Origin of the sequence: Streptomyces sp. NPDC057694, from assembly GCF_042799415.1 — a bacterium.
Lineage (GTDB): Bacteria > Actinomycetota > Actinomycetes > Streptomycetales > Streptomycetaceae > Streptomyces.
On sequence record NZ_JBHVIX010000006.1, the window covers coordinates 208,417 to 232,911 of the forward strand.

The following is a 24,495-nucleotide window of genomic DNA, read 5'->3' on the forward strand; positions in this document are numbered from 1 at the left end:
AGCGGCCACCGGCCCGCAGGCGAATGACAACCCGGGGGCGCGGGGAACTGCGCGACCAGCCACGACGCGAGCCGCACCTGTCTACCGGCGGACCGCCACCTCCGCCACCACCGGCCGGTGATCCGAAGCCGTCGGCTCGTCCGGGATCGACGTCGAGCGGACGTCGATGCCCGCGCCCACCGCCACGTAATCGATCCGCTGCACCGGAGCACCGGCCGGGTACGTGCCTCCGTCCGCCGGGCCGGCATCCCGCAACTCCCCCCACAACGGCCCGAGTTCAGCAGCCCCCGGCGCCGCGTTGAAGTCACCCAGCAGAACCTGCCGCGCCCCCCGCACCGCGGAGCGCTCGGCGGTCATGATGCGGCGGGTGTCCGCGACCTGCGCCACCCGTACCGACGGATCCGCGCGGTAGTCCAGGTGCGTCACGAAGACCTGCACGGGCACCCCGCGCACCTTCAGGGTGACCTCGCCGAAGCCGGGGGCGGGCGCCGGTACCGGGTTCGGGTCCTGCGTGGACAGGCGGGTGATCTCGTGGTTGACGGCCGAGCGGATCGGATACCGGGACAGCACGGCCACCCCGAACTCCCGCCGCGGCTCCCCCGCCGTCACCGGATCCAGGCTGTAGATCGGCGCGAACGACACCCGCATCCCGAGCCGGTCGGCCAACTCCCGTGCCACGTCCAGGTTCTGGCTGCGGGTGCCCCAGTGCACGTCGACCTCCTGGAGGCCGATCACGTCGGCGTGCAGGGCGCGCAGCGCGGCCGCCTGCCGGTCCAGGTCGAAGACGTTGTCGGCGCCCGCGCCCGCGTGGATGTTGTACGTGGCGATGCGCAGCGGGACCGGCGGTGGCCCGTGCTGCCCGGCGGCCGCGGCGGGGGCCGCTGCGACCAGGCTCAACACGGCTATGGCCAGGGCTAGTTGAGAAGCGGAACGAGATCGTCTCGGCATGGCCGAACCGTATGCCGAAAACCCACTTGTACGCCGTAAGAGTTGTCCTTTACGGTGTACAGCACCGCCCATCGCCCCCCGACAGGAGCCCGCATGACGGCGACGACCGCCGAGAACACCGGCGGCAGCCCCCGGCAGCCCGCCCCGGCCGCAGGCCACCCGCAGCGCTGGATCATCCTCGGCGTCATCTGCCTCGCCCAGCTGACCGTGCTGCTCGACAACACCGTCCTGAACGTCGCGATCCCCTCCCTCACCCGGGAACTGCACGCGTCGACGTCCGACATCCAGTGGGTGATCAGCGCCTACTCGCTCGTCCAGTCCGGACTGCTGCTCACCGCGGGCTCCACCGCCGACCGCTACGGCCGCAAGAAGATGCTCGCGGCCGGACTCGTACTGTTCGGCGTCGGCTCGCTGATCGCCGGACTCGCCGACTCCACCGCGCAGTTGATCGCCGCGCGGGCCGGCATGGGCGTCGGCGGCGCGCTGCTGATGACCACGACCCTCGCGGTCGTCGTGCAGATCTTCGACGACACCGAGCGGGTCAAGGCGATCGGCCTGTGGGCCACCGTGAACTCGCTCGGGTTCGCCGTCGGACCGCTGCTCGGCGGCGTGATGCTGGACCACTTCTGGTGGGGCGCGATCTTCCTCATCAACATCCCGGTCGCGGTCATCGGGCTGATCGCCGTCCTCACGCTCGTACCCGAGTCGAAGAACCCGCAGGGCGACCGGCCCGACCTGCTCGGCGCGCTGCTCTCCACGGTCGGCATGACCGGGGTCGTCTACGCGATCATCAGCGGTCCGGACGAGGGCTGGACCTCCGGGACCACGCTGCTCTCGGCGGCGGTCGGGATCGTCTTCATGGCCGCGTTCGTCGGCTGGGAGCTGCGCATCCCGTACCCGATGCTGGACATGCACTTCTTCCGCAACCAGAAGTTCACGGGCGCCGTCGCCGGGGCGATCCTCGTCGCGTTCGGCATGGGCGGCTCGCTGTTCCTGCTCACCCAGCACCTCCAGTTCGTGCTCGGGTACGGGCCGCTGGAGGCCGGACTGCGCACGGCGCCGCTCGCGCTGACCATCGTCGCCCTGAACCTCACCGGCGTCGGCGCCAAGGTCCTCGCCAAGGTGGGCACCCCGGTCACCATCGCGGCCGGCATGTCCTGCCTGGCGGCCGGGCTCGCGGCGATCGCCGTGCTCGGCGGGGACTCCTACGGCGGCATGCTCCTCGGCCTGATCGTCATGGGCGTCGGCATCGCCTTCGCCATGCCCGCGATGGCCAACGCCATCATGAGCGCCATCCCGCCGGCGAAGGCGGGCGTCGGCGCGGGCGTGAACGGCACCCTCGCCGAATTCGGCAACGGGCTCGGGGTCGCCGTCCTCGGCGCCGTCCTCAACGCCCGGTTCGCGGCGCTGGTCGCCGTCTCCGCCGCCTCCCTCCCGGCGGCGCTCGCGGCAGCCGACTCGGCCGGCGAGAAGGCCCGTATCGCGGACGCCTTCTCCTCGGGACTGGAGACCAGCCAGCTGGTCGGCGCCGCCGCCGTCCTCGTCGGCGGACTCCTCGCCGCTGCGTTGCTGCGGCGCGCGGAGCGGGCAGAGTCAGCAGGGAAGACGGCTCCGGGCGCTTTCCCACAAGCCCCTGAACAGTCCTAGCATCGTGGCAGGCGGACGGGCGGATTCCGCGGGTGCGAGCCCGCGGGTCCGCCCCGCCCGGTACGTCAACTCCTGGGAAGGTGCGCCATGGCGAAGGCAGCGCGGATGAGTGTCTGGCTCGAAGAGAGCAAGCCCGGACGCGGTCGGCGCAGCGAGCAGCCCAGCGGCCTGGACCGCGAGCGGATCACCGACGCCACGGTGAAGCTGCTCGACGCGGAGGGGCTCGCCAAGTTCTCCATGCGGCGCCTCGCGGGCGAGCTGGGCGTCACCGCGATGTCCGTGTACTGGTACGTCGACACCAAGGACGACCTGCTCGAACTGGCCCTGGACCGGGTCTTCGGCGAACCCGAGGTGGCCGGCACGGTCACCACCGACGCCGACTGGAGCGAGCAGGTGCGCCGGCTCGCCACCGAGTACCGGGCGCTGCTCGTGCGCCACCCCTGGATCTCCCCGCTGGTCGGCAGCTACCTCAACATCGGCCCGAACTCACTGGAGTTCTCCACCGTCGTCCAGCGCGTCTTCGCCCGCACCGGGCTGCCGATGAGCGCGCAGCGCGGGGCGATCGCCAGCGTCATGCAGTTCGTCTACGGGTACGGCACCGTCGAGGGCCACTTCCGGCAGCGGTGCGCCGACGTCGGCATGACGCAGGACGAGTACTTCCGGCGGACGATGACCACGTTCACCGCACCGGCCGACAAGCCGGAGATGCTGCGGCACGCCGAGGAGACGATGGCGCAGGTGGAAGCCGGGGGCACGGTCGAGGAGATCCGCGACCTCGACTTCCACATCGCGCTCGATCTCCAGATCGCCGGGATCGCGGCGCTGGTGGCGCGGGAAAAGCCTTAGCCGAGCCGCGCCGGGAAGCCGCCGGTCGCCACCGGGCCCCACTTGTCCGGGGTGATCCGGATGATCGACTTGCCCTGCTTCACCATGGCCTCCCGGTACTCGTCCCAGTCCGGGTGCTCTCCCGAGATGTTGCGGAAGTACTCCACCAGGGGTTCGACCGAGTCGGGGGTGTCGAGGACCTCGGCGGCGCCGTCGATCTGCACCCACGGCCCGTTCCACTCGTCGCTCAGCACGACCACGCTCACCCGCGGATTCCGCTTGGCGTTACGGGTCTTGGCGCGCTCGGGGTACGTGGAGACGACGATCCGCCCGGCGTCGTCGACCCCGCAGGTCAGTGGTGAGGCCTGCGGGGTGCCGTCGGCACGGGCGGTGATGAGGAGGGCGCGGTGGCGGGGTCGTACGAAGTCGAGCAACTCGTCCAGGGAAACACGGGTGTTGGTCGCGATGTTCGGAGCCATACGGCCCAGCCTAATGACTGCCGCCCCCTGAACGCCCTGCTACATGCTGGGCAGCGAGTCGCCCTGCACCGCCTGGATGTCGAGTTCGACCTTGAGGGTCGCGCCGATCGCCGCGATACCGGCCTGGACGACCTGGTTGTAGTTCATGGCGAAGTCCTCGCGCTTCAGCTCGGCCGTCGCCTTGAACGCGGCGCGGGTGCCGCCCCACGGGTCGGCGCCGGTGCCCAGGTAGCTGAGGTCGAGGTCGACCTGGCGCGCCACACCGTGCAGGTTCAGCTCGCCGTGCACGGTCCAGCGGTCGGTGCCGGCCGGGGTCAGGCCCGTCGACCGGTAGGTGATCTCGGGGTGCGACTCGACGTCCAGGAAGTCGGGGGACTTCAGGTGGCCGTCGCGCATCCCGTTGCCGGTGTCGATCGACGCGGACCGGATGACCGCCTCGACGCGGGACTTCTCCACGTCCTGCGCGATGTCGATCCGGGCCCGGAAGTCGGTGAACCGGCCGTGCACCGAGGTGATGCCCAGGTGCTGCGCGGTCGCTGCGACCGCGGAGTGCGCCGGGTCGACGGTCCACGGTCCGGGCGGCGGCAGCTCGGCCCCGCCCTGCCGGGCGAGCACCACGGTGCCGACCTCGGCCCGGCCGGTCGCCGTGACCAGCGCCGTGGAGGCCGCGGGGCCGTATCCGACCGCGGTCACGATCACGGTGTACGGGCCCGGGGTGAGGACCGCCGCGTCGTGCACGGCGCCCTCGTCGTCGGCCTCGGCACGCAGCACCTGCGCGCCCGTCATGTCGGTCACCGTGACGACGGCGTGCGGCAGAGCCCACCCGTCCCGCGTCCGGATCCGCGCGCTGAGTCCCATCGTCCACATCTCCTAGCTGAAGTTCTCACACACGTAAGGGAGTTGAGTACGTCCCGTACGTGAAACGGCCCCGGCCCGCAGCGTCTCGGCCGTCCCCTGCCGTTAACGACGCCACCGGGTCCGGGGCCCTTTTCCCACATCCGGGCGAACGGTGCGGCTCACGTCTCCGCTCGAAACGCGGGCCGCACCGGGTGTCCGTCCGGAGTCAGTTACTCGCCGGGGTGGGCGAGTTCGATGTCGTGACCGTCGACGCCACTGCCGTTCACGGTCAGGTGCGTGGCCATCGGCGGGTAACCGGTCGCGATGACCGTGTACTCGCCGCCGTCCAGGTCGGTGAAGGCGTACGCGCCGTCGTCACCGGTGGTGGAGGTCGCGACCACATTGCCCGCGGCGTCGACGAGCGTGACCCGCGCGTCGTTCAGCGAGCGGCCCGCGGCGCGCACGGTGCCCTGCACCTGCGAGCCGGAGTTCAGCTCGACCTCGACGCGGGTGACACCCGTGCCGCCGACCTCGACGGGCAGGGCGAGCGGCCGGTGACCGGCCGCGTTCACGGCCACGGTCACCGCGCCCGGGACCAGCTCGGCGAAGGTGAACTCGCCGTCCTGGCCGGAGAGCCCGGTGGCCAGCACGTCGCCGCGCACATCGGTCACGATGACCATGGCACCGACGACCGGGGCCTTGGTCTCCGCGGCCCTGACGACGCCGCTCAGACCGCTGGTGCCGCTGAGCAGGATGTCGTACGTGGTGCCGGTCCCGGCGCTGTCCTCGCCGACGAGCACCGTGGAGGCCTGCGGCTGGTAGCCGTCGGCCGAGGCGATCAGGACGTAGGACCCGGCGCCGGGGGCGTCGACGGTGTACGAACCGTCGCCCTGGGCGACCGCGCGGCCCAGCTGCCGTCCCCCGAGGGAGATCAGCGTGATCGCGGCGCGCGGGACCGGGGCGGACTCGGCGCCGCGGACGAAGCCGTGCACCGGGGTGCCGCCCGTGCCGGGCTGCGCCGGGACGCTGCCGGTCGCGGCGGACGCGACGGCGGCGAGGCGCTGGGTGCCGTCGTCGGCGGGCTCGTGCGCACCGACCAGGCTCGGCACCTTCTCCGGCTCGGTGACCGGGTTCGCGGTGAGGCCGGCGGGGGCGCCGGAAGCGGCCGCCTCGGTCTCCTTGGCCTGGTCCAGGCCGCCCGACGTACGCAGCGGAACCTCCTTGATGAACAGCATGGCGATCAGGGCGACCAGCGCGATCGGCGCGGCGATCAGGAAGACGTCGGCGATGCCGTGCCCGTAGGAGCTCTCCATGATCGTGCGCAGCGGCTCGGGCAGCTTGTCCAGGTCCGGGATGGCGCCGCCACCCGTACCGCCGTGGCCGAGGGCCGCACCCTTGGGGCCGAGGTCGGCGAGGCCGTCCTTGACGTAGTGCGTGATGCGGGTGGACATGATCGAACCGAGCGCCGAGACACCCATCGCACCACCGAGGGAGCGGAAGAAGGTGACGGTGGAGCTGGCCGAACCGATGTCCTGCGGGGCGACCTGGTTCTGGGTGCAGAGCACGAGGTTCTGCATCGTCATGCCGATACCGAGACCCATGAGGGCCATGAAGATCGCGACGTGCCAGTACGGGGTGTCGTAGCGGATCGTGCCGAGCAGGCCCAGGCCCGCCGTGATGAGGACGCCGCCGGAGACCAGCCACGCCTTCCACTTGCCGGTCTTGGTGATGACCTGGCCCGCGACGGTCGACGAGATGAACAGGCCGCCGATCATCGGGATCGTCATGACACCGGACATCGTCGGCGACTTGCCGCGCGCCAGCTGGAAGTACTGCGAGAAGAACACGGTGCCCGTGAACATCGCGACGCCCACGAAGAGCGAGGCGATCGAGGCGAGCGTGATCGTGCGGTTGCGGAAGAGGCGCAGCGGGATGATCGGCTCGGCGGCCTTGGACTCCACCAGGATGAAGATCAGGGCGAGCACGACCGCGCCGCCCACCATCGCGCCGGTCTGCCACGACAGCCAGTCGTACTTGTCGTCGGCGAAGGTGACCCACAGGAGCAGGGTGCAGACCGCGGCGGTGATGAAGAAGGCACCGGCCCAGTCGACCTTGACGTTCTCCCGCTTGACCGTGGGGAGCTTCAGCGTCTTCTGGAGCACGATGAGCGCGATGACCGCGAACGGCACACCGACGTAGAAGCACCAGCGCCAGCCCAGCCACGAGGTGTCGGTGATGACACCGCCGAGCAGCGGGCCGCCGACGGTGGCGACGGCGAAGGTCGCACCGAGGTAGCCGGAGTAGCGGCCCCGCTCGCGCGGGGAGATCATCGCGGCCATCACGATCTGGGCGAGGGCGGACAGACCGCCGACGCCGATGCCCTGGACCACACGGCAGGCGATCAGCATGCTGGGGCTCTGCGAGAGCCCCGCCACGACCGAACCGCCCACGTAGACGATCAGGGCTATCTGGACGAGCGCCTTCTTGCTGAAGATGTCGGCGAGCTTGCCCCACAGGGGCGTGGTCGCGGTCATCGCGAGCAGCGAGGCGGTGACGACCCAGGTGTAGGCGGACTGGCCGCCGCCGAGGTCTCCGACGATCTCGGGCAGAGCGTTGGTGACGATGGTCGACGACAGAATGGCGACGAACATGCCGAGCAGCAGCCCGGACAGTGCCTCCATGATCTGACGGTGCGTCATGGTGGCGCCGGCGCCGGGGGCATTGCCTCCGTGCTTGGCGGCATGGCTGCCCCGCACACCGGACGGTGTGGATGTTGCCATGGGAATCCTTTTCTTACGTCTTACGCGGGTGTACGGGTGGTCTGTGCCGAAGCCTGCGCGGCGACGGGGAGCGGTGTCCGGGACGCCGTCGTCCGGCAGTCCCCGAAGCTGTCGCGCAGTCGCGTCATCAGGGCGATGAGCTGGTTGACCTCGTCGTCGGACCAGTCGCTCAGCCGGTCGGCGAGCAGCTCGGTCGTCCGGTCGTTGAGGTCGTCCATCTGTTCGTGCCCCTCGGCGGTGAGGGTGAGGATGCGCGAGCGCTTGTCGGCGGGGTCGGGGCGGCGCTCGATCCAGCCGCGGTCCGCGGTGTGTGCCACGTGCCGGCTGGCCACGGACATGTCGACGGCCATCAGCTCGGCCATCCTGCTCATCCGCATGTCGCCGTAGCGCTTGAGGAGAGCGAGGACGGCAGCCGAACCTGCCGGACAGTCGTGGGGCAGGATGCGCGCCATGTCCCTCTTGACGGCGCCGAAGGCGCTGAGCTGTCGGGCCAGTTCGTCGTAATGACGCTGTGCGGCCACAGCACCTCCTGACCAAAACCTTATTTGTTGCTTAGAGCAACCATAGAAGCAGTTGGTTGCCGCAGGCAAACTAAAAAGGGCGTTCGACCCTAAAAACTAGGCAAACGTCCGGGCCTGATGGCGTAAAGCTGCAGCTCAAGAGGGCTGTGGGAGACCTGTGGCGCCTGTGCCGCCGATTCGCTAGGGTCCTGCCCCATGGCACACAACCCCCAGGGCCCGGGCCCCGAAGGCAACATCGACCCCGCGGGCAGCACCCAGATGTTCCGCGCTTTCGTCGACGACGGCGGCACGCCGTCGCCGCGCGCGGAGGCGGCACCGGTGAAGTCCGGTCCGAGCGCGGGACTGATCGTCGGCATCGTGGTCGCGATCGTCGTGGTGGCGGCGGTGGCCTGGCTGGCGCTCAAGTAGCGGTCGGCCGCGCTCTCACTTCCACTGCACGGAGACGTCCCGCGTCTCGACATGCATCCCGAGCGGTACGCGCCAGGAGTCGACGCAGACCGTCCACGTCTTCTCCTTCTTCTCCCCGGGCCCGATGGGCACGGGGAGTTTTTCTTGCGACTCGATCGTCGCCCAGTCGACACCGAGGGCTCCGATGATGTGGGTCTTGAACGTGACGGTGCCCGAACGCACCGCGCTCCCACCGGAGTTGTGCAGCGCCAGGGTCACGTCCTGGCACCACCGCTCGTCGGCGTCCTTCAGGACGGGGTCGCCCACTTTCAGGGCGGCGGGGGCGGGGGAAGAGGAGGTGCCGCCACCCGTGGGGGTGCCGGAGCCCGACCCCGAGGGGGTGCCGCCCTTGCCGCCGCTCTGTGCGCCGCCGCCACCCGTGGAGCCGGACGAGCCGGACGAGCCCGCTCCGGCGCCGGACGATCCGGGGCCCGACGACCCGGCGCCGGCGGAACCCCCGGCGGCCGATCCGCCGCCGCCCGCGCTCTTCTCGCCGCCACCCTTGCCGCCGGCCTTCGCGCCGCCCTTCGGCGTGCTCCCGTCCCGGCCGCTCCCCGACGATCCCGGGGAGTCCGGGTCCAGCGGCACCAGCTCCACCTTCCCGGTGGGCGCGACGCTGTCAGCCGGTGCGTCCGAGCCGCCGGCGGCGCCCACGGCCACGTATTTCGAGGGCCCGCCGTCTCCGCCGAAGGCAACGGTGGCGGCTCCGCCGAGTCCCACCACAGCGGCCGAGGCGACCCCGACGGCGACGCCCCTACGTCCTCGTACCCAAGTCCGCAGCATCGCGCCAGTGTGTCTGACGGACCGTCAATTAGGAACCCTCATGGAGCCGTCGGCCCGCGACGGCGTCGGGGCGGCGACTCCGGTCGAGTCGCCGCCCCGTGACATCCACCGGGTAGGGGGTCAGTCCGCGATCAGGCCCTCGCGCAGCTGCGCCAGCGTCCGCGTGAGCAGCCGCGACACGTGCATCTGCGAGATCCCGACCTCCTCGCCGATCTGCGACTGCGTCATGTTCGCGAAGAACCGGAGCATGATGATCCGGCGCTCGCGGGGCGGCAGCTTCGCCAGCAGGGGCTTGAGCGACTCCCGGTACTCGACGCCCTCCAGGGCGGTGTCCTCGTAGCCGAGGCGGTCCGCGAGCGAGCCCTCGCCGCCGTCGTCCTCGGGGGCCGGCGAGTCGAGCGAGGACGCGGTGTAGGCGTTGCCCACCGCGAGCCCGTCGACGACGTCGTCCTCCGAGACTCCCAGCACCACCGCGAGCTCGGGCACGGTCGGCGACCGGTCCAGCTTCTGCGCCAGCTCGTCGCTCGCCTTGGTCAGCGCGAGCCGCAGCTCCTGGAGGCGGCGCGGCACCCGCACCGACCACGAGGTGTCCCGGAAGAACCGCTTGATCTCCCCGACCACCGTCGGCATCGCGAACGTCGGGAACTCGACGCCCCGCTCGCAGTCGAACCGGTCGATCGCCTTGATCAGGCCGATCGTGCCGACCTGGACGATGTCCTCCATCGGCTCGTTGCGGCTGCGGAAGCGGGCCGCCGCGTACCGCACCAGCGGCAGGTTCAACTCGATGAGGGTGTCGCGGACATAGGGACGCTCCGGGCTGTCCTCGTCGAGTGAGGCGAGCCGCAGGAAGAGGGAGCGGGACAGGGTGCGGGTGTCGATGGGTCCCGATGCCACGGGAGCCACGGGCACCACCGGCGTGCCGGAGGTCTCCGGAACCGCAGCCGGGGCCGGGGTAGTGGCCGAGGCCTGGGCCGGAACAGGAACAGGCGTGTCGGGCGAGAGCGTGAGCACCTTCGAGCTGCCCTGGTCTGCGGACATGCCACCCCCTTGAGGTCGCGGACGGTCGCGGCGGACGCTCCCGTCAGGTAGGAACGCAGCCTCCACCTGAATACCGGACGTGAGGCTGCGCCAAACGCGGTTCCAGCAGAATGTCACATGTCGGCAACACGCTGTAGTGACATGTCGACAACGAAGGGGCGAATCACCGCAGTTAGCAGGGGGTGTGGCCGAAGGTGGCGGGGTTTCCGCCGGGAAATCCCCGCAGAACCGGTCTACCCGATTCAGCTACGCATCGATCCTGTTTGCGGATCGAAGTCGGGCGAAGCTGCGGGCGAGGAGTCTTGACACATGCATCTGTGAGACACCCAGTTCGGCGCTGATCTGGGACTGGGTGAGGTTGTTGTAGTAGCGAAGCAGCAGGATCCGCTGCTCCCGCTCGGGGAGTTGCACGAGGAGATGGCGGACGAGGTCGCGGTGCTCGACGCCGTCCAGCTCGGGGTCCTCGTAGCCGAGCCGGTCGAGCAGCCCCGGCATCCCGTCGCCCTCCTGCGCGGCCTCCAGAGAGGTCGCGTGGTACGAGCGTCCGGCCTCGATGCAGGCGAGCACCTCGTCCTCGCCGATGCGCAGCCGCTCGGCGATCTCCGCGGTGGTCGGGGAGCGGCCGAACGCCGTCGTCAGGTCCTCGGTGGCGCTGTTCACCTGCACCCACAGCTCGTGCAGGCGCCGCGGGACGTGCACGGTCCGTACGTTGTCGCGGAAGTACCGCTTGATCTCCCCGACCACGGTGGGCATGGCGAACGTCGGGAACTGCACGCCGCGGTCCGGGTCGAACCGGTCGATGGCGTTGATCAGCCCGATCGTGCCGACCTGGACCACGTCCTCCATCGGCTCGTTGCGGCTGCGGAAGCGGGCGGCCGCGTAGCGCACCAGCGGCAGGTTCGCCTCGATCAGGGCGCCGCGCACCCGCGAGTGCTCCGGGCTGCCCGGCAGCAGGTTCTTGAGCTGGCCGAAGAGGACCTGGGTGAGCGCCCGGGTGTCGGCCCCGCGCGACTTCGCGGTCGACGCCTGCGGTGCCTGCGGCTCCTGCGGTACCTGTGGCTCCTGTGTCGCCTGCTGTGCGAGCGGCGCTGGTTGCACTTCCGGTGCTTGTCGTACCTGTGGTGCTTCTTGAGGCGCAGTACTGGCCGGCACGGTCAACCCCACCTCTATTTCCGTCAACTCTTCGATCAAAAGCGGTCATAGCATCACAAGACATGTGCACTGTGTGCAAGCACCGCATCACTACGTGTTGATGGGCCAGTCAGAGGTCTCAGCGGCCGAGGACAGCGAAAAGCCCCTCACCGTTCAGGTGAGGGGCCGCTCGATCGTGTGACGCGGCGAGCGTCAGAACTCGTAGTCCGCGATCACCCACGTGGCGAACTCGCGCCACTGCGCGACGCCCGCCTGGTGCGCGGGATGCTCGATGTACCGCTTCAGGGCGTCGGTGTCCTCGACCGCGGAGTTGATCGCGAAGTCGTAGGCGATCGGGCGGTCGGTGATGTTCCAGTCGCACTCCCAGAACGTCAGCTCGGGGATCTGCTCGCCCAGCGCGCGGAAGGCCTCGACGCCCTTGACGACGCGGGGCTCGTCACGGCCGACGCCGTCGTTGAGCTTGAACAGGACCAGATGGCGGATCACGGGCGACGCTCCTGGGGCCGGACTCACTTGCCGCCGTTGGCCACCCAGGTCATGAAGTCCCCGATGGCCTGCGCGGCGGACGATACGCCTTCGAACCCTATCTGGACGTAGTCCGCGGCCTTGGCCGGGTCGGTGATGATCAGATACAGCACGAACACGATCACAACGAAGAGCCCTATTTTCTTCGGATCCATCGCGTCCGGCCTCCCCGTGTTGCCCGTGTGTGCCCCTGTTGCCGGGCGCGAGTCTAACGTGACGCTCTCTCACCTGACCTTTAAGGACCAACGACCCCTCGTTCCAGGCCCTTTGCCGCGTCCCGGAGGCGTTCCGGAGGCGGAGGATAGGTGGTGAGCCCGGACGATCTGGCAGGAATCGGAAGGGCAGGGACCGGACCCCGACTGCGGGGTTCACGCCGCGTCTTTCCCCCCTGAAGCGGCGTGGGCTTACGGGAGTCGGTCCTCTTCGGGGGAAGCGGCTCGCCCCCCGAAGCCGCTTCCCCCGCCCCGAGCGGGACGAGATCCCCGGTGCCTTGGTCAGGCGCCGGGGATCTTTGTGTGTGAGCGGGCGGGAAACGCAGAACGCCCCTCTTCTCCGGTGACCCGGGGAAGAGGGGCGTTGTCAGCGGTAGCGGTGGGATTTGAACCCACGGTGACGGGTTACGCCACACTCGCTTTCGAGGCGAGCTCCTTCGGCCGCTCGGACACGCTACCGAGAGGAACTCTAGCCCATAGGGGGCCGTGGTTTGAAATCCATATCCCTGAAGAAGCGGGTGAGGGGTTCGGCGCACTCGGCGGCGAGGACCTCGGCGATGACTTCGGGGCGGTGGTTGAGCCGGCGGTCCCGGAGCACGTCCCACAGCGAGCCGGCCGCCCCGGCCTTGTCGTCACGGGCTCCGTAGACGACACGGTCGAGGCGGGACTGCACGGCGGTGCCCGCGCACATGGTGCACGGCTCCAGGGTGACGACGAGCGTGCAGCCGGTCAGCCGCCACTCGCCCAGCCGCTGAGCGGCCCTGCGGATCGCCAGGACCTCGGCGTGGGCGGTGGGGTCACCGGTCAGCTCGCGTTCGTTGCGCGCGGCGGCGAGGACCGTCGTGCCGTCCGGGGCGAGCAGGACGGCGCCGACGGGGACGTCGCCGCCCGCCGCGGCGAGCCCGGCCTCGGCCAGGGCCTGCCGCATGGCGGGCTTCCATGGATCACGTACGGGATCGGGGATGTCAGGAACGGGGGTCGTCACGGCCAGGAATCTAACCCCGGCGGCCGGCCCCCGGGGTCAGCGGACCGTTTCGAGAACCTCCGAGGCGCCCAGTGCGTCGGCGATCTCGCTCAGGGCGTCCGCCCCGTCGAGCGCGAGCAGTTCCTTCTCGGAGACGCCGAGATCGGCGAGGATCTCCCGGTCCCCGAGCGGCCCCGCGGGCACCGCCTCGGACCCCGGGCCACCGCCGCCGTCGTCGCTGTCGTCGTCGTTGTCGTTTCGTCCGTCGTTGTCATCGGCCGCCGGCTCCGGCTCGCCGTCCTCGGTGCCGTCCAGGTCGAGGGCATCGAGTTCGTCGGCGTCCGGATCCTTGCCGAGCAGTTCGTCGGTGAGCAGGATCTCGCCGTAACTGCTGCGGGCTGCGGCCGCCGCGTCCGAGACGTAGATGCGAGGGTCGTCCTCGCCGTCCACGCGGACGACGCCGAACCACGCGTCCTCCTGTTCGATGAAGACGAGGACCGTGTCGTCCCCTGCGTCGGCCTCGGCCGCCGCTTCGCGGGCCAGGTCGGACAGGTCCGACAGGGTCTCCACGTCGTCGAGCTCTGTATCGCTCGCTTCCCACCCGTCTTCGGTGCGCGCGAGCAGTGCGGCGAAGTACACCGTGACTCTCCCACTGGTCTCAGTGCCGGTCGGGGGTCCCCCGGCGGAGTCTGATGGACGGGAGTGCAGTTCAAGCCCCGCCCACTCGGAATCGTGGCAGAAAGAACGCCGTCAGGAGAGGTCTTCCGTGCGCTGTGTTGGCGTCGCGTCTCCGACAGGCCACGCACACCCGTGTCCGGTGTGAGCCGCGTCACCCGCGGGACGCCGCTGAGCCGGGCGGGACGCGGTCCCCGGCGCCGGGCGCGCCGCGCCGTCACCAGCGGAACGTACGCATCCGCATCTGCTGGCGCATGCGCGCGGCCCGGGCGCGGCGCGGCTGGACCCGGGCCCGCAGCTCGCGGGCCTCGGTCAGTTCGCGCAGGAACACCGCTCGGCGGCGCCGTCGTTCGGCGTCCGTCTCGAACTCGGGACGCTCCGCCGCCGGTATGTCATCGGCCGTGTCATCGGCGGAGGCCGACCGTGCTCGGCGCTCGCTGTCCGGCATGAGTCACCTCACCACCCCACTCGACGGGTCCTCTCCATTGTCCCCGACCCTCGGATTTCCCTCCTTGCGCGCGTTTGATGCCCCGTGCGGGGCCTGTGCCGTCCTGGTGCGCGGGGGAGCCATGGGGCTGGGGCCCGGTTACTGTTGAGGACATGCGGATCCACGTCGTCGACCACCCTCTTGTGGCGCACAAACTCACCACGCTGCGCGACAAGCGCACCGACTCCCCGACCTTCCGGCGCCTGGCCGACGAGCTGGTCACCCTGCTCGCCTACGAGGCGACCCGGGACGTGCGCACCGAGCAGGTCGACATCGAGACCCCGGTGACCGGGACGACGGGCGTGAAGCTGTCGTACCCGCGCCCGCTGGTGGTGCCGATCCTGCGGGCCGGCCTCGGCATGCTCGACGGCATGGTGCGCCTCCTGCCGACCGCCGAGGTGGGCTTCCTGGGCATGGTGCGCAACGAGGAGACCCTGGAGGCCTCCACGTACGCGACGCGCATGCCGGACGACCTCTCCGGCCGCCAGGTCTACGTCCTGGACCCGATGCTCGCCACGGGCGGCACGCTCGTCGCGGCGATCCGGGAGCTCATCAAGCGCGGCGCGGACGATGTCACCGCCGTGGTGCTGCTGGCCGCGCCCGAGGGCGTCGAGATCATGGAGCGCGAGCTGGCCGGGACGCCCGTCACCGTGGTGACGGCGTCGGTCGACGAGCGGCTGAACGAGAGCGGGTACATCGTGCCGGGTCTCGGTGACGCCGGGGACCGGATGTACGGCGCGGCGGAGTAGCTCCGCCGGCGGGCGCGGGTCGGGTTCTGCCCCGCCAGGGGCGCGGGGAACTGCGCGACCAGCCACGACGAAAGCCGCAGTCGCGTCTGCTCATGTACCGAGCAGATGCGACTGCGGCTTTTCTGTGGTTGCTCGCGCAGTTCCCCGCGCCCCTTACGGGGCGCAGCTCGGGGAGGACGAGGGGTTCGGCTTCGTGTCGGTCAGCGCGGCCAGCGCCTTGTCGGCCTCGGCCTTCGAGGACAGGGTCTTGAACTGCTTGCCGATGATCAGGTCCACCTCGGCCGGCTTGGCGCGGGTGTCCGTCTTCAGCTCGGCGCCGGCCAGCTGTGTGCCGAGGACGGGCAGCGCGGCGTCGGAGGCCGACTTCGCGCCGAGCAGTATCCCGACGCCCTTGACCTTCTTGTCGTACGCCTTTGTCGCGTTCCCTACGTCCCCGATGGCGAAGCCGCGCTTCTTCAGCTCGTCGGCGGTGTCCTTGGCCAGGCCGCCTCGGGTCGTGGCGTTGAGAACATTGACCTTGATCTTCGCGGGGGCGGGCAGCTTCGCCGCGGCCTTGGCGGGGGACGGGCTCGCGCTCGGATTCTTCGGGCAGTCCGCGGCGCCGGACCCGGCCGCACTGGCCTTGCCGCCACCCGTGAAGACATCGACGAGCTGGAACGATCCCCAGCCGATCAGGCCGATCGCCGCGACGGACGCGACGACGGCGAGCACGATCCTGCTGCGTGAGCGGCCGCGCCGCATGCGGGGGTACTTGTCCCCCGTGATGCGGTATTTGCCGCCCATGCCGGGGGGAGTGAGCATGCTCATGGGCGCAGCGTAGTGCCGCTCGGCGGCGATGCCTATTAAATGATCAGTGGCGAGCGCCCGGTGCAACCCGAAAGGGCCAATACGGACGTGAGGGACACTCAGCCGCCGGGGTCGTCAGCCGAGTTCGAGCACGCGGGCGTGCAGCACCTGGCGCTGCTGGAGCGCGGCGCGGACGGCGCGGTGCAGCCCGTCCTCCAGGTAGAGGTCGCCCTGCCACTTCACGACGTGCGCGAAGAGATCGCCGTAGAACGTCGAGTCCTCGGCGAGCAGCGTCTCCAGGTCGAGCTGACCCTTGGTCGTCACGAGCTGATCGAGGCGGACCGGGCGCGGCGCGACGTCCGCCCACTGCCGGGTGCTTTCCCGGCCGTGGTCGGGGTACGGCCGGCCGTTTCCGATGCGCTTGAAGATCACACGGAAAGCCTACCGGGCCGGGCTCTCCGGGCGCAGCCATGGGGACGGAGTGCAACCCTGTGAAATAACGCCCTGAACTTGGGCGAAACAGGACCACTCAAACCCGGGACAGGGGCCTGAAATGAGTGACAGCGAGCCGATAGCGGGCGAACAGGCGAATGCGGCGGACACGTCCGGGGTAGCGCAAGGCGTCTCGTTGACGCAAGAGCAGGCGCACCCCGAGACCGTCACCGGTGGCCCGGCGCTGCCCGCCGAGGCGCTGGAGATCGCTGCCGGGTACGCGTTCAGCGGGCCAGCCCTCGAACTCGGCGCGCTGCTGTGGGACGGGCAGTGCCATCCGGACGCCCAGATCCGCATCCCGCTGCCGATGCTGAACCGGCACGGCCTGGTCGCGGGCGCCACCGGCACCGGCAAGACCAAGACCCTCCAGCTCATCGCCGAGCAGCTGGCCGCGCAGGGCGTGCCCGTCTTCCTCGCCGACGTCAAGGGCGACGTCTCCGGGATCTCGGCGCCCGGCGCGGACGGCGAGAAGGTGCGCGAGCGGGCCGGGCAGGTGGGGCAGGAGTGGCGGCCCACCGGGTTCCCGTGCGAGTTCTACGCGCTCGGCGGCCTCGGCACCGGCATCCCGCTGCGCGCGACGGTCACCAGCTTCGGCCCCGTCCTGCTGTCGAAGGTGCTGCAGCTCAACCAGACGCAGGAACAGTCCCTCGGCCTGATCTTCCATTACGCGGATCAGAAGGGCCTCGAACTCTTCGACCTGAAGGATCTGCGGGCGGTCGTCACCTTCCTGACCTCCGACGAGGGCAAGCCCGAGCTGAAGACCATCGGTGGTTTGTCGAGCGTCACCGCCGGGGTGATCCTGCGGGCCCTGACCGCGTTCGAGGCGCAGGGCGCCGGGGACTTCTTCGGGGAGCCGGAGTTCGACACCAGCGAGCTGCTGCGCACCGCTTCCGACGGCCGCGGGCTGATCTCCGTACTGGAACTGCCGGCCGTGCAGGACAAGCCGCAGCTGTTCTCCACGTTCCTGATGTGGCTGCTCGCCGATCTGTTCCAGCGGCTGCCGGAGGTCGGCGACGTCGAGAAGCCGAAGCTCGTCTTCTTCTTCGACGAGGCGCATCTGCTCTTCAACGGGGCGTCCAAGGCGTTCCTCGAAGCCATCACGCAGACCGTGCGGCTGATCCGGTCCAAGGGCGTCGGCATCTTCTTCGTGACACAGACCCCGAAGGACGTGCCCGCCGACGTCCTCGGGCAGCTCGGCAACCGGGTGCAGCACGCGCTGCGGGCCTTCACGCCCGACGACCAGAAGGCGCTGAAGGCGACCGTGAAGACGTTCCCGCACTCCGGGTACGACCTGGAGGAGACGCTCACCTCGCTCGGCACCGGCGAGGCCGTGATCACCGTACTCAGCGAGAAGGGCGCGCCGACGCCGGTCGCGGCGACCCGGTTGCGGGCGCCGGAGTCGTTGATGGGGCCCGTCGAGGCGGGGGCGCTCGACGCGGCCGTGAAGGGGTCGCTGCTGTACTCGCGGTACGCCGATGCCGTGGACCGGGAGTCGGCGTACGAGAAGCTGACCGCTCGGGAGGCCGAGAGCGCGGAGCGCGAGCGGGCCGAGGCCGAGGCCGCCGCGGCGGCGAAGGCGGAGAAGGCGGCCTCTCGGGGGAAGCCCGCGCAGGACGCCTCCGTCGTGGATCAGGTGGTGGGGAGCGGGATCTTCAAGTCGTTGGCGCGTTCTATGGGGACGCAGCTGGGGCGGGAGATCTCCCGGTCGATCTTTGGTACTCGGCGCCGCTGACGGTTCCGGTGGCCCCGGGTCGGCGGGGCTGATTGCGCAGTTCCCCGCGCCCCTGATGGGTTGTGGGTCGGCCGACGGCCGGTGGGGGTTCTCGCGCAGTTCCCCGCGCCCCTGAAGGCTGCGCTTGGCGCGCCTTCCCCTTGGGCGGGTGGGCGCGCCATTGATGAGATGGCGCACGAAGTGCGCATCTCAGGGGCGCGGGGAACTGCGCGAGAAGAGGCCACCGGGCCGCGGACGAATGGCGGGCCGAGGGCCGGGCTGCCCGGGTGGGGGCCCGGCCCCCGGTTCAGCTGCCGTCGTTCTTCTGGTGCGCCTGCGGGGATCGCTTTCGGGCGGGCGACGGTTCCTGCGACCGGTGGGCCCGGGCGTCACGGGCGGCCTCCGCGCGGAGCAGGGCGCGCAGGAGGGCGTACGGGTCCTTGGGCATGGTGGGACGTCCTTTCGAGCTGACTGACGGGGTGGTCCGGGGATGCCGGGACCGTCAGCAGCGCAGGACGACGGTGCGCAGGGCGCGGTGCTCGGGACGGGCGGGGTGGGGCGGGGGAACGGGCCGCTGGGGCGCGGCCGCCGGGCGGGGCCGCGGCGGCGGAGCCGTCAGCAGCCGGGTCGGATGCCCGGTGGAAAGACGGAGCGCGGCCTCGGGCACGTCATGCTGCTCGCCGCCCTCGCAGGAGGCCGAGGCCACCGCGGGCGGAGCCGCCGCCTCGGCGGGCGGCGCGGCGAACGGGGCGAGCAGCAGGGCGAGGACCAGCAGGAGCGCGCCCGCCCACGTCCGGGCACGCGGGCCCGGCGCGGTGGGGGACGGCGCGACACTCATGGGTCGACTTGTCCCCCGGACGCGCCCGTGACGCAATCACCGGAGGCCGTTTTCCGCTCTCATGGGCTACGCGGACGTCACTGTGCTGACGACTTGGCGGCCTTCGCGGCCTTCGCCGCCGCCTTCATCTCCTGCTTGTGCGCGCGGACCTTGGTCAGCGACTCGGGGCCGGTGATGTCGGCGACCGAGCGGAACGCCTTCGCCTCGCCGTAGGCGCCCGCCGCCTCGCGCCAGCCCGTGGGGCGCACGCCGAGCTGCTTGCCGAGCAGGGCCAGGAAGATCTGGGCCTTCTGCTTGCCGAAGCCGGGCAGCTCGACGAGGCGGGCGAGGAGTTCCTTGCCGTTGGCGACGCCGGTCCAGACGGCCGCCGCGTCGCCGTCGTAGTGCTCGACGAGGTACTGGCACAGCTGCTGGACCCGCTTGGCCATGGAGCCGGGGTAGCGGTGCACGGCCGGCTTCTCGGAGAGGAGCGCGGCGAAGGCCTCGGGGTCCCGGGCGGCGATCTCGTGCGCGTCGAGGTCGTCGGCGCCGAGCCGGTCGGCGATCGTGCGGGGCCCCGCGAAGGCCCACTCCATGGGCACCTGCTGGTCGAGGAGCATTCCCACCAGCGCGGCGAGCGGGCTGCGGCCGAGCAGTTCGTCGGCGGCGGGGTCCTGGGCGAGGTGGAGGGTGACGTCCATACGTCGATGATGACCCACCGGCGCGGTCCCGACATGTGGGGATTAGGTTAGGCTCCCCTAACCATTATGGAAGTCGAGTGGGGGAACGGTGAACTTCGAGGTTTTCCGGGACGAGTGGGGGATACCGCATCTGCGGGCCGGCGACGCGTCGGCGCTCGCGTACGCGCAGGGGTACGTGACCGCCGTCGACCGCGGCTGGCAGATCGAGGTCGAGCGGCGCCGGATGCTCGGCACCTCCGCCGGACTGCTCGGGGCGGGCGAGGCCGGCTGGGACGCCTTCGCGCGGCGGGCCCGGCTCGCGGACACCGCCCGGCGCTGCCACGACGCCCTCGACCCGGACACCCGCGCCTGGGTGGCCGCGTACGTCGACGGGGTCAACCGGGGACTGGCCGAACAGGGCGGCCGGGCGCCGGAGTTCGCCCGCGCGGGCGGGGCGCCGGGCCGCTGGGAGCCGTGGACGCCGCTCGGGGTGTGGCTGTCGGCGCACGTGCTGTTCGCCGGGTTCCCGGGGAAGCTGTGGCGCGACGAGGTCGTGCGGCGGCTCGGGGTGGACGCGCCGGCGCTGTTCGCGACCGACGGCCCCGGCACGCTGGGCAGCAACGGCTGGCTCGTCGACGCGGCCCGCGCGGCGGACGGCGGCGCGCTGATCGCCGGGGACCCGCACCGGTACATCGAGGACCCGGGCGTCTACCAGCAGATCCGCCTCGCCTGCCCGGAGTTCGACGTGGTGGGCCTCGCCGTGCCGGGCGTCCCCGGCATCGGGCACTTCGGGCACGCGGGCGCCGTCGCCTGGGCCATCACCAACGCCATGGCCGACTATCAGGATCTGTACCGCGAGCGGCTGCGGCGCACCGGCGACGGCGGTGTCGAGGCGCTGGGCCCGGACGGCTGGCGGCCCGCTCACGTACACGTGGAGGAGGGCGTCGAGGTCGTCGAGACCGAGCGTGGCGTCATCGTGATCGGCGGCCCCGACGAGGCCGGGGGCGAGGGCGTCAGCCTGCGCCAGCCCGCCCGCGTCTTCGGGAACCTGGGCTTCGCCACGCTGCCCGCCCTGCTGCGCGCCCGGACCGTCGCCGACGTCGACCGTGCCCTCGACGGCTGGGCCGAGCCGGTCAACGTCGTGCTCGCCGCCGACACCGAGGGCGGCACGCTGCACCGGGTCGCGGGCACCGTGCCCGTGCGCGACCCGGAGAACATGGTGCGGGTGGTGCCCGCGTGGGAGGAGCGGTACGCGTGGCGCGGCGTTCACGCCCCCCTGCCCCGCGCCGAGGTCGACGGCGTCGCCGTCATGGCCAACGAACGCTCCCTGGCCGCCCCGCTCGGCACCGAGTTCGCCCCGCCGCACCGCGCCCGGCGCATCGGCGAGCTGCTCGCCGGGCGGGAGACCTGGGCCGCCGCGGACATGGCCGCCGTGCACACCGACACCGAACTCGCCTCGTCCAAGCCGCTGTTGGCGCTGGTCGAGCGGCTCGAAGGGCTGTCCCCCGAAGGGGCGGAGCTGAGCGAGTCGCTGCTGAACTGGGACCGGCGGATGGCGGCGGGCAGCGTGCGCGCCGCCGCGTACGCACGGGTGCGGTCCGCCGTCGTGCGCCGGATCGCCGCCCATCCCTCCCTCGCAGATCTGACCGGGCTGGCCCCCGCCTACCCCGAGGTCTTCCGCCCCTGGCTCGCGCTCGTGCCACGGGTCGCGTACGGCCTGGAGAACCTGCTCACCGGCGGCCCGCTTCCGTACGAGGACCGGCTCGCGGCCGTCCGGGAGGCCGTCGAGGACGTCTCGGGCGCGGTGGAGACGACCTGGGGCGAGCTGCACCGGCTCGCCGCCTGGCAGGCGCTGCCCGATCCTATTGCCGAGCGGCCCGCCCTCGACGGCGACCACGACTGCGTCCTGTCCACGTCGAGCGTGCCCGGCATCACGCACCTCGCCGCGCGCGGGCCCGCCGCCCGCTATGTGTGGGACCTCGCGCGGCGCGAGAACAGCCGCTGGATCGTGCCGCACGGCGCGTCCGGCGTACCCGGCACGCCCCACCACCGCGACCAGCTGCCGCTGTGGCTGCGCGGTGAACTCGCCCCGGTCGTCACCGACTTCGACCGGCTGACCCTCAGCAAGGAGACCTCAGTGAGCGACGTGTACGAGCGCGCCGTCGACGGCTTCGGCACCTTCCGGCTCGCGCCCGTCGACCCGGCAGGCGCCGACATCGACGTGCTGCACGGCTGGGTGAGCGAGGAGCGCGCCACGTTCTGGGGGATGACCGGCCTGGGCCGTGACGACGTCCGCGACATCTACGCGCACATGGCCGGCCTCGACACCCACCACGCGTTCCTGGTCCGCCTCGACGGGGTCCCGGTCGCGCTCTTCCAGACGTACGAACCGGAGGCGGACCGGGTCAGCGAGTGCTACGAGGTGCTGGACGGGGACGTCGGCGCGCATCTGCTCGTCGGGCCGCCGGACGGCCCGGCGGGCGCACGGCACGGGTTCACCGGGGCCCTGGTGGACGTCCTCGTCGCGTACGCGCTCGACGGGCTCGGCCGGAAGCGGATCGTCGTCGAGCCGGACGCCCGCAACGACAAGGCGATCGCGCTGTTCGCCCGCTCCGGGTTCGACCTCGCCGGCGAGATCGTGCTGCCGGAGGTGGACCTGCCCGAGGTGTACCTGCCGGAGAAGCGCGCCCGGCTGGCCACCTACACCCGGTAGTTCACGAGCGGACGATCAGCAGGATCGAGGCCGTGACGCCGACCGTGACGATGACACCCCGCAGCACGGTCGGCGGCAGCTTCCGGCCCAGGCGCGCGCCGAGCAGACCGCCCGCCGTCGAGCCCGCGGCGATCAGCGCCGCCACCGCCCAGTCGACGTCGGCCACCGCGATGAAGACGACCGCGGCGATGCCGTTGACGAGGGACGCGAGCACGTTCTTGGCGGCGTTCAGGCGTTGCAGGTCGTCGCGGAGCACCGCGCCGAACATGCCCATGAGCAGCACGCCCTGGGCCGCGCCGAAGTAGCCGCCGTAGACGCCGGTGCCGAGGACGCCGAGCCACATGGGCAGGCCGCCGTCGGCGCGTGAGCCGGAGCCCTGCCGGCTTTTCGCCCACCGGTTGAGGCGGGGCTGGAGCAGCACCAGGACGCACGAGGTCAGGATCAGGACCGGCACGATCGCGCGGAACGCCGAGCCGGGCAGCCGCAGCAGCAGGAGCGCCCCCGCGAGCCCGCCGAGCAGCGAGGCGGTGCCGAACCGGATCAACCGCCGCCGCTGGCCGCGCAGTTCGCGCCGGTAGCCGTACGCGGCGCTGAGCACCCCGGGCACCAGGCCCACATTGTTGGAGACGTTCGCGAGCACCGGCGGGTAGCCAAAGGCCAGCAGGGTCGGGAACGTGATGAGGGTGCCGGAGCCGACCACCGCGTTCATGCCGCCCGCGGCCAGCCCCGCGGCACCGATCGCCACCGCTTGCACCAGGTCCACCGGTCGCCGCTCCTCCGTAGTTTATGCAGCTCAACGGGTCGGCACCCGCCGGGAGTTCGCGACCTCCGTGGCGGGTTGCCGCCCTGGGCCGTCCCGCCGACGATCGTGCGCCGCCCGCCCGACCCAAGTCAATCGTCGGGTTTTCTTGCAGATACCCAAGCTGTAGCTTCGGTCGGTGTGACCCTCGACGACCTCCGCGTCTTCGTCGCCGTCTGCCGCGCGGGCAGTCTCAGCGCCGTCGCACGCGAACTGTCCTGTACGCAGTCCGCCGTGAGCCAGCACGTCAAACGGCTGGAGAAGGAGACCGGCATCGGGCTGCTCGAACGGCATCCGCGCGGGGTCGTGCCCACCCCCGCCGGCCGGATCCTGCGCGCCGCGGCGGCCGACGGGATCGGCGCCCTCGACGACGCGCTGCGCCGCCTGGACGACCTGGCGCGCGGGGCGAGCGGCTCGGTGCGGGTGACCACGGGCGCCACCTCGGTGCGGCACTTCATGGCCGAGGCGATCGTCGCCTACCGGCGCGGGCACCCGGAGATCAGCCTGGAGTTCCAGACGGTCAGCTCCAGCCGCAGCTGCTTCGAGGCGCTCTTGGCGCACGACCTGGACCTCGCCTGGATCACCATGGGTCCCGGCGAGCGCGGCATCGAGCTGCGGCCGGTCGTCGAGCTGCCCTGGGTGCTCGCCGTGCAGGAGCGGGACCCGCTGGCCGCGACGCCGTCCGTCGCACCGGCCGATCTCGCGGACTCGGCGCAGCTGATCCTGCCGCCCGAGCACTCCACGTCCCGCTCCCACCTGAACGACCGCTTCGCCGAGCTGGGCATCGCGGACGCGGCGTCCGCCGGTACCGGCATCGCCGACTGGGACACCGCCGCGCACCTGGCGCAGCTCGGCCTCGGCCACGCCGTCGTCCCCGACCTGCCGGGCCTGCGCGGTCCCGGCCACCCCGGGCTCGTTCTCGTCCCCGTGCCCTGTCTGCCGCCGCTCCAGGTCGGCTGGGCGGTGCGCCGCTGGGCCGCGCTGTCGCCGCAGGCCCGGGCGTTCGCGGATCTGGTGGAGCGCAGCTGCCCCGGCGCATCGGTGCGCCCGAACGGCTGACGCGGCCTCGCGCACGCCGCCCGACGCCGCGACCCTGAACCCATGACGACCACACACCATCTCGCCGCCCTCGCCGACGACCATCTGGCGGCCGCCCGCTCGGCCCCGCACGGCCGCAGCGCCGAACTGATCGTGCACGAGGACCAGTTGCGGCAGAGCGTCATCGCCCTGGTGGAGGGCAGCGCCCTGGAGGAGCACAACGCGCCGCCCGCCGCCGCCCTCCAGATCCTCACCGGCCGGGTCCGCCTCACCGCCGTCTCCGGCGACGTGGAACTGGGCCCCGGCGACCTGCGGCCGATCCCCCAGGAACGGCACGGGCTCGTGGCACTGACCGACGCGGTGGTGCTCCTGACGGCGGTCACGGCCTGA

27 protein-coding genes and 1 tRNA gene are annotated in these 24,495 nt (G+C 71.5%); 8 read left to right on the top strand and 20 right to left on the bottom strand.

What is annotated here, in order from left to right; all coding sequences use genetic code 11:
* Window positions 1-81 precede the first annotated feature (81 nt).
* Window positions 82-948, bottom strand: coding sequence for an endonuclease/exonuclease/phosphatase family protein (locus tag ACFVDP_RS17180; protein WP_383490061.1), 867 nt, complete (start codon window positions 946-948; stop codon window positions 82-84).
* Window positions 949-1,041: 93 nt separating this feature from the next.
* Between ACFVDP_RS17180 and ACFVDP_RS17185 the strand changes: the two genes are divergently transcribed.
* Together ACFVDP_RS17185 and ACFVDP_RS17190 are read left to right on the top strand one after the other, a co-directional pair.
* A complete protein-coding gene (locus tag ACFVDP_RS17185; RefSeq protein ID WP_383490064.1) occupies window positions 1,042-2,595 on the top strand; it encodes an MFS transporter in 1,554 nt (517 codons plus the stop codon).
* A gap of 87 nt (window positions 2,596-2,682) precedes the next feature.
* On the top strand, window positions 2,683-3,441 hold the full coding sequence (locus ACFVDP_RS17190) for a TetR/AcrR family transcriptional regulator (RefSeq protein ID WP_383490067.1): 759 nt from the start codon (window positions 2,683-2,685) through the stop codon (window positions 3,439-3,441).
* Here the strand turns inward: ACFVDP_RS17190 and ACFVDP_RS17195 are convergent.
* The 4 genes from ACFVDP_RS17195 to ACFVDP_RS17210 form a co-directional block, all read right to left on the bottom strand.
* Window positions 3,438-3,899: a PPOX class F420-dependent oxidoreductase gene (locus ACFVDP_RS17195; protein WP_383490070.1), complete on the bottom strand. Its 462-nt coding sequence runs from the start codon at window positions 3,897-3,899 to the stop codon at window positions 3,438-3,440. The two genes, ACFVDP_RS17190 and ACFVDP_RS17195, sit on opposite strands and share 4 nt — an antisense overlap.
* A gap of 39 nt (window positions 3,900-3,938) precedes the next feature.
* Window positions 3,939-4,757 carry a YceI family protein gene (locus ACFVDP_RS17200; RefSeq protein ID WP_383490073.1) on the bottom strand — a complete coding sequence of 273 codons (819 nt, stop codon included), beginning with the start codon at window positions 4,755-4,757 and terminating at the stop codon, window positions 3,939-3,941.
* A gap of 209 nt (window positions 4,758-4,966) precedes the next feature.
* A complete protein-coding gene (locus ACFVDP_RS17205; protein WP_383490076.1) occupies window positions 4,967-7,516 on the bottom strand; it encodes an MFS transporter in 2,550 nt (849 codons plus the stop codon).
* 20 nt (window positions 7,517-7,536) lie between these two features.
* Window positions 7,537-8,037, bottom strand: a complete 501-nt coding sequence (locus tag ACFVDP_RS17210) for a MarR family winged helix-turn-helix transcriptional regulator (protein ID WP_383490079.1) — start codon at window positions 8,035-8,037, stop codon at window positions 7,537-7,539.
* A 195-nt stretch (window positions 8,038-8,232) separates the two neighbouring features.
* On the opposite strand from ACFVDP_RS17210, the gene ACFVDP_RS17215 reads away from it, so the two are divergent.
* The gene (locus tag ACFVDP_RS17215) at window positions 8,233-8,445 is read left to right on the top strand and encodes a hypothetical protein (RefSeq protein WP_383490082.1); all 213 of its coding nucleotides are present in this window, start codon (window positions 8,233-8,235) and stop codon (window positions 8,443-8,445) included.
* A 15-nt stretch (window positions 8,446-8,460) separates the two neighbouring features.
* On the opposite strand, the gene ACFVDP_RS17220 is transcribed toward ACFVDP_RS17215, so the two are convergent.
* The 9 genes from ACFVDP_RS17220 to ACFVDP_RS17260 form a co-directional block, all read right to left on the bottom strand.
* Window positions 8,461-9,267: a hypothetical protein gene (locus ACFVDP_RS17220; protein ID WP_383490085.1), complete on the bottom strand. Its 807-nt coding sequence runs from the start codon at window positions 9,265-9,267 to the stop codon at window positions 8,461-8,463.
* A gap of 120 nt (window positions 9,268-9,387) precedes the next feature.
* Window positions 9,388-10,305, bottom strand: coding sequence for an RNA polymerase sigma factor SigF (locus tag ACFVDP_RS17225; RefSeq protein ID WP_383490088.1), 918 nt, complete (start codon window positions 10,303-10,305; stop codon window positions 9,388-9,390).
* A 246-nt stretch (window positions 10,306-10,551) separates the two neighbouring features.
* Window positions 10,552-11,457: an RNA polymerase sigma factor SigF gene (locus ACFVDP_RS17230; RefSeq protein ID WP_383490090.1), complete on the bottom strand. Its 906-nt coding sequence runs from the start codon at window positions 11,455-11,457 to the stop codon at window positions 10,552-10,554.
* A gap of 192 nt (window positions 11,458-11,649) precedes the next feature.
* Window positions 11,650-11,943 (bottom strand): Dabb family protein, encoded by a 294-nt coding sequence (locus tag ACFVDP_RS17235; RefSeq protein WP_383490093.1) that lies wholly within the window; start codon window positions 11,941-11,943, stop codon window positions 11,650-11,652.
* Window positions 11,944-11,966: 23 nt separating this feature from the next.
* A complete protein-coding gene (locus tag ACFVDP_RS17240) occupies window positions 11,967-12,137 on the bottom strand; it encodes a hypothetical protein (protein WP_383490096.1) in 171 nt (56 codons plus the stop codon).
* 428 nt (window positions 12,138-12,565) lie between these two features.
* Window positions 12,566-12,653 (bottom strand) — tRNA-Ser (locus tag ACFVDP_RS17245).
* A 10-nt stretch (window positions 12,654-12,663) separates the two neighbouring features.
* Complete coding sequence (tadA, locus tag ACFVDP_RS17250) at window positions 12,664-13,122, bottom strand: tRNA adenosine(34) deaminase TadA (RefSeq protein ID WP_383490432.1); 459 nt, start codon at window positions 13,120-13,122, stop codon at window positions 12,664-12,666.
* A gap of 93 nt (window positions 13,123-13,215) precedes the next feature.
* Entirely contained in the window at window positions 13,216-13,797 is a 582-nt protein-coding gene (locus ACFVDP_RS17255) for a hypothetical protein (RefSeq protein WP_383490099.1), read from the bottom strand.
* A 253-nt stretch (window positions 13,798-14,050) separates the two neighbouring features.
* A complete protein-coding gene (locus tag ACFVDP_RS17260; protein ID WP_383490102.1) occupies window positions 14,051-14,281 on the bottom strand; it encodes a hypothetical protein in 231 nt (76 codons plus the stop codon).
* A gap of 152 nt (window positions 14,282-14,433) precedes the next feature.
* Between ACFVDP_RS17260 and upp the strand changes: the two genes are divergently transcribed.
* Window positions 14,434-15,069, top strand: a complete 636-nt coding sequence (gene upp, locus ACFVDP_RS17265) for a uracil phosphoribosyltransferase (protein ID WP_383490105.1) — start codon at window positions 14,434-14,436, stop codon at window positions 15,067-15,069.
* 153 nt (window positions 15,070-15,222) lie between these two features.
* Here upp and ACFVDP_RS17270 read toward each other — a convergent pair whose 3' ends face one another.
* Window positions 15,223-15,876: a LytR C-terminal domain-containing protein gene (locus tag ACFVDP_RS17270; protein WP_383490108.1), complete on the bottom strand. Its 654-nt coding sequence runs from the start codon at window positions 15,874-15,876 to the stop codon at window positions 15,223-15,225.
* Window positions 15,877-15,990: 114 nt separating this feature from the next.
* Window positions 15,991-16,287, bottom strand: coding sequence for a type II toxin-antitoxin system VapB family antitoxin (locus ACFVDP_RS17275; protein ID WP_003955420.1), 297 nt, complete (start codon window positions 16,285-16,287; stop codon window positions 15,991-15,993).
* Between the two features lie 121 nt (window positions 16,288-16,408).
* Between ACFVDP_RS17275 and ACFVDP_RS17280 the strand changes: the two genes are divergently transcribed.
* Window positions 16,409-18,079: a helicase HerA-like domain-containing protein gene (locus ACFVDP_RS17280; protein WP_383490112.1), complete on the top strand. Its 1,671-nt coding sequence runs from the start codon at window positions 16,409-16,411 to the stop codon at window positions 18,077-18,079.
* A gap of 286 nt (window positions 18,080-18,365) precedes the next feature.
* Here ACFVDP_RS17280 and ACFVDP_RS17285 read toward each other — a convergent pair whose 3' ends face one another.
* The 3 genes from ACFVDP_RS17285 to ACFVDP_RS17295 all read right to left on the bottom strand — a co-directional run bounded on the left by ACFVDP_RS17285 (window position 18,366) and on the right by ACFVDP_RS17295 (window position 19,576).
* Window positions 18,366-18,506, bottom strand: coding sequence for a hypothetical protein (locus ACFVDP_RS17285; protein ID WP_383490115.1), 141 nt, complete (start codon window positions 18,504-18,506; stop codon window positions 18,366-18,368).
* A gap of 54 nt (window positions 18,507-18,560) precedes the next feature.
* Window positions 18,561-18,896, bottom strand: coding sequence for a hypothetical protein (locus ACFVDP_RS17290; RefSeq protein WP_383490116.1), 336 nt, complete (start codon window positions 18,894-18,896; stop codon window positions 18,561-18,563).
* A 77-nt stretch (window positions 18,897-18,973) separates the two neighbouring features.
* Window positions 18,974-19,576 carry an HhH-GPD-type base excision DNA repair protein gene (locus ACFVDP_RS17295; protein WP_383490119.1) on the bottom strand — a complete coding sequence of 201 codons (603 nt, stop codon included), beginning with the start codon at window positions 19,574-19,576 and terminating at the stop codon, window positions 18,974-18,976.
* Window positions 19,577-19,664: 88 nt separating this feature from the next.
* Between ACFVDP_RS17295 and ACFVDP_RS17300 the strand changes: the two genes are divergently transcribed.
* A complete protein-coding gene (locus tag ACFVDP_RS17300) occupies window positions 19,665-22,268 on the top strand; it encodes a GNAT family N-acetyltransferase (RefSeq protein ID WP_383490122.1) in 2,604 nt (867 codons plus the stop codon).
* Window position 22,269: 1 nt separating this feature from the next.
* On the opposite strand, the gene ACFVDP_RS17305 is transcribed toward ACFVDP_RS17300, so the two are convergent.
* The gene (locus tag ACFVDP_RS17305; protein ID WP_383490125.1) at window positions 22,270-23,031 is read right to left on the bottom strand and encodes a sulfite exporter TauE/SafE family protein; all 762 of its coding nucleotides are present in this window, start codon (window positions 23,029-23,031) and stop codon (window positions 22,270-22,272) included.
* A 177-nt stretch (window positions 23,032-23,208) separates the two neighbouring features.
* Between ACFVDP_RS17305 and ACFVDP_RS17310 the strand changes: the two genes are divergently transcribed.
* Entirely contained in the window at window positions 23,209-24,126 is a 918-nt protein-coding gene (locus ACFVDP_RS17310; RefSeq protein ID WP_383490127.1) for a LysR family transcriptional regulator, read from the top strand.
* 42 nt (window positions 24,127-24,168) lie between these two features.
* Window positions 24,169-24,495 (top strand): cupin, encoded by a 327-nt coding sequence (locus tag ACFVDP_RS17315; RefSeq protein ID WP_383490130.1) that lies wholly within the window; start codon window positions 24,169-24,171, stop codon window positions 24,493-24,495.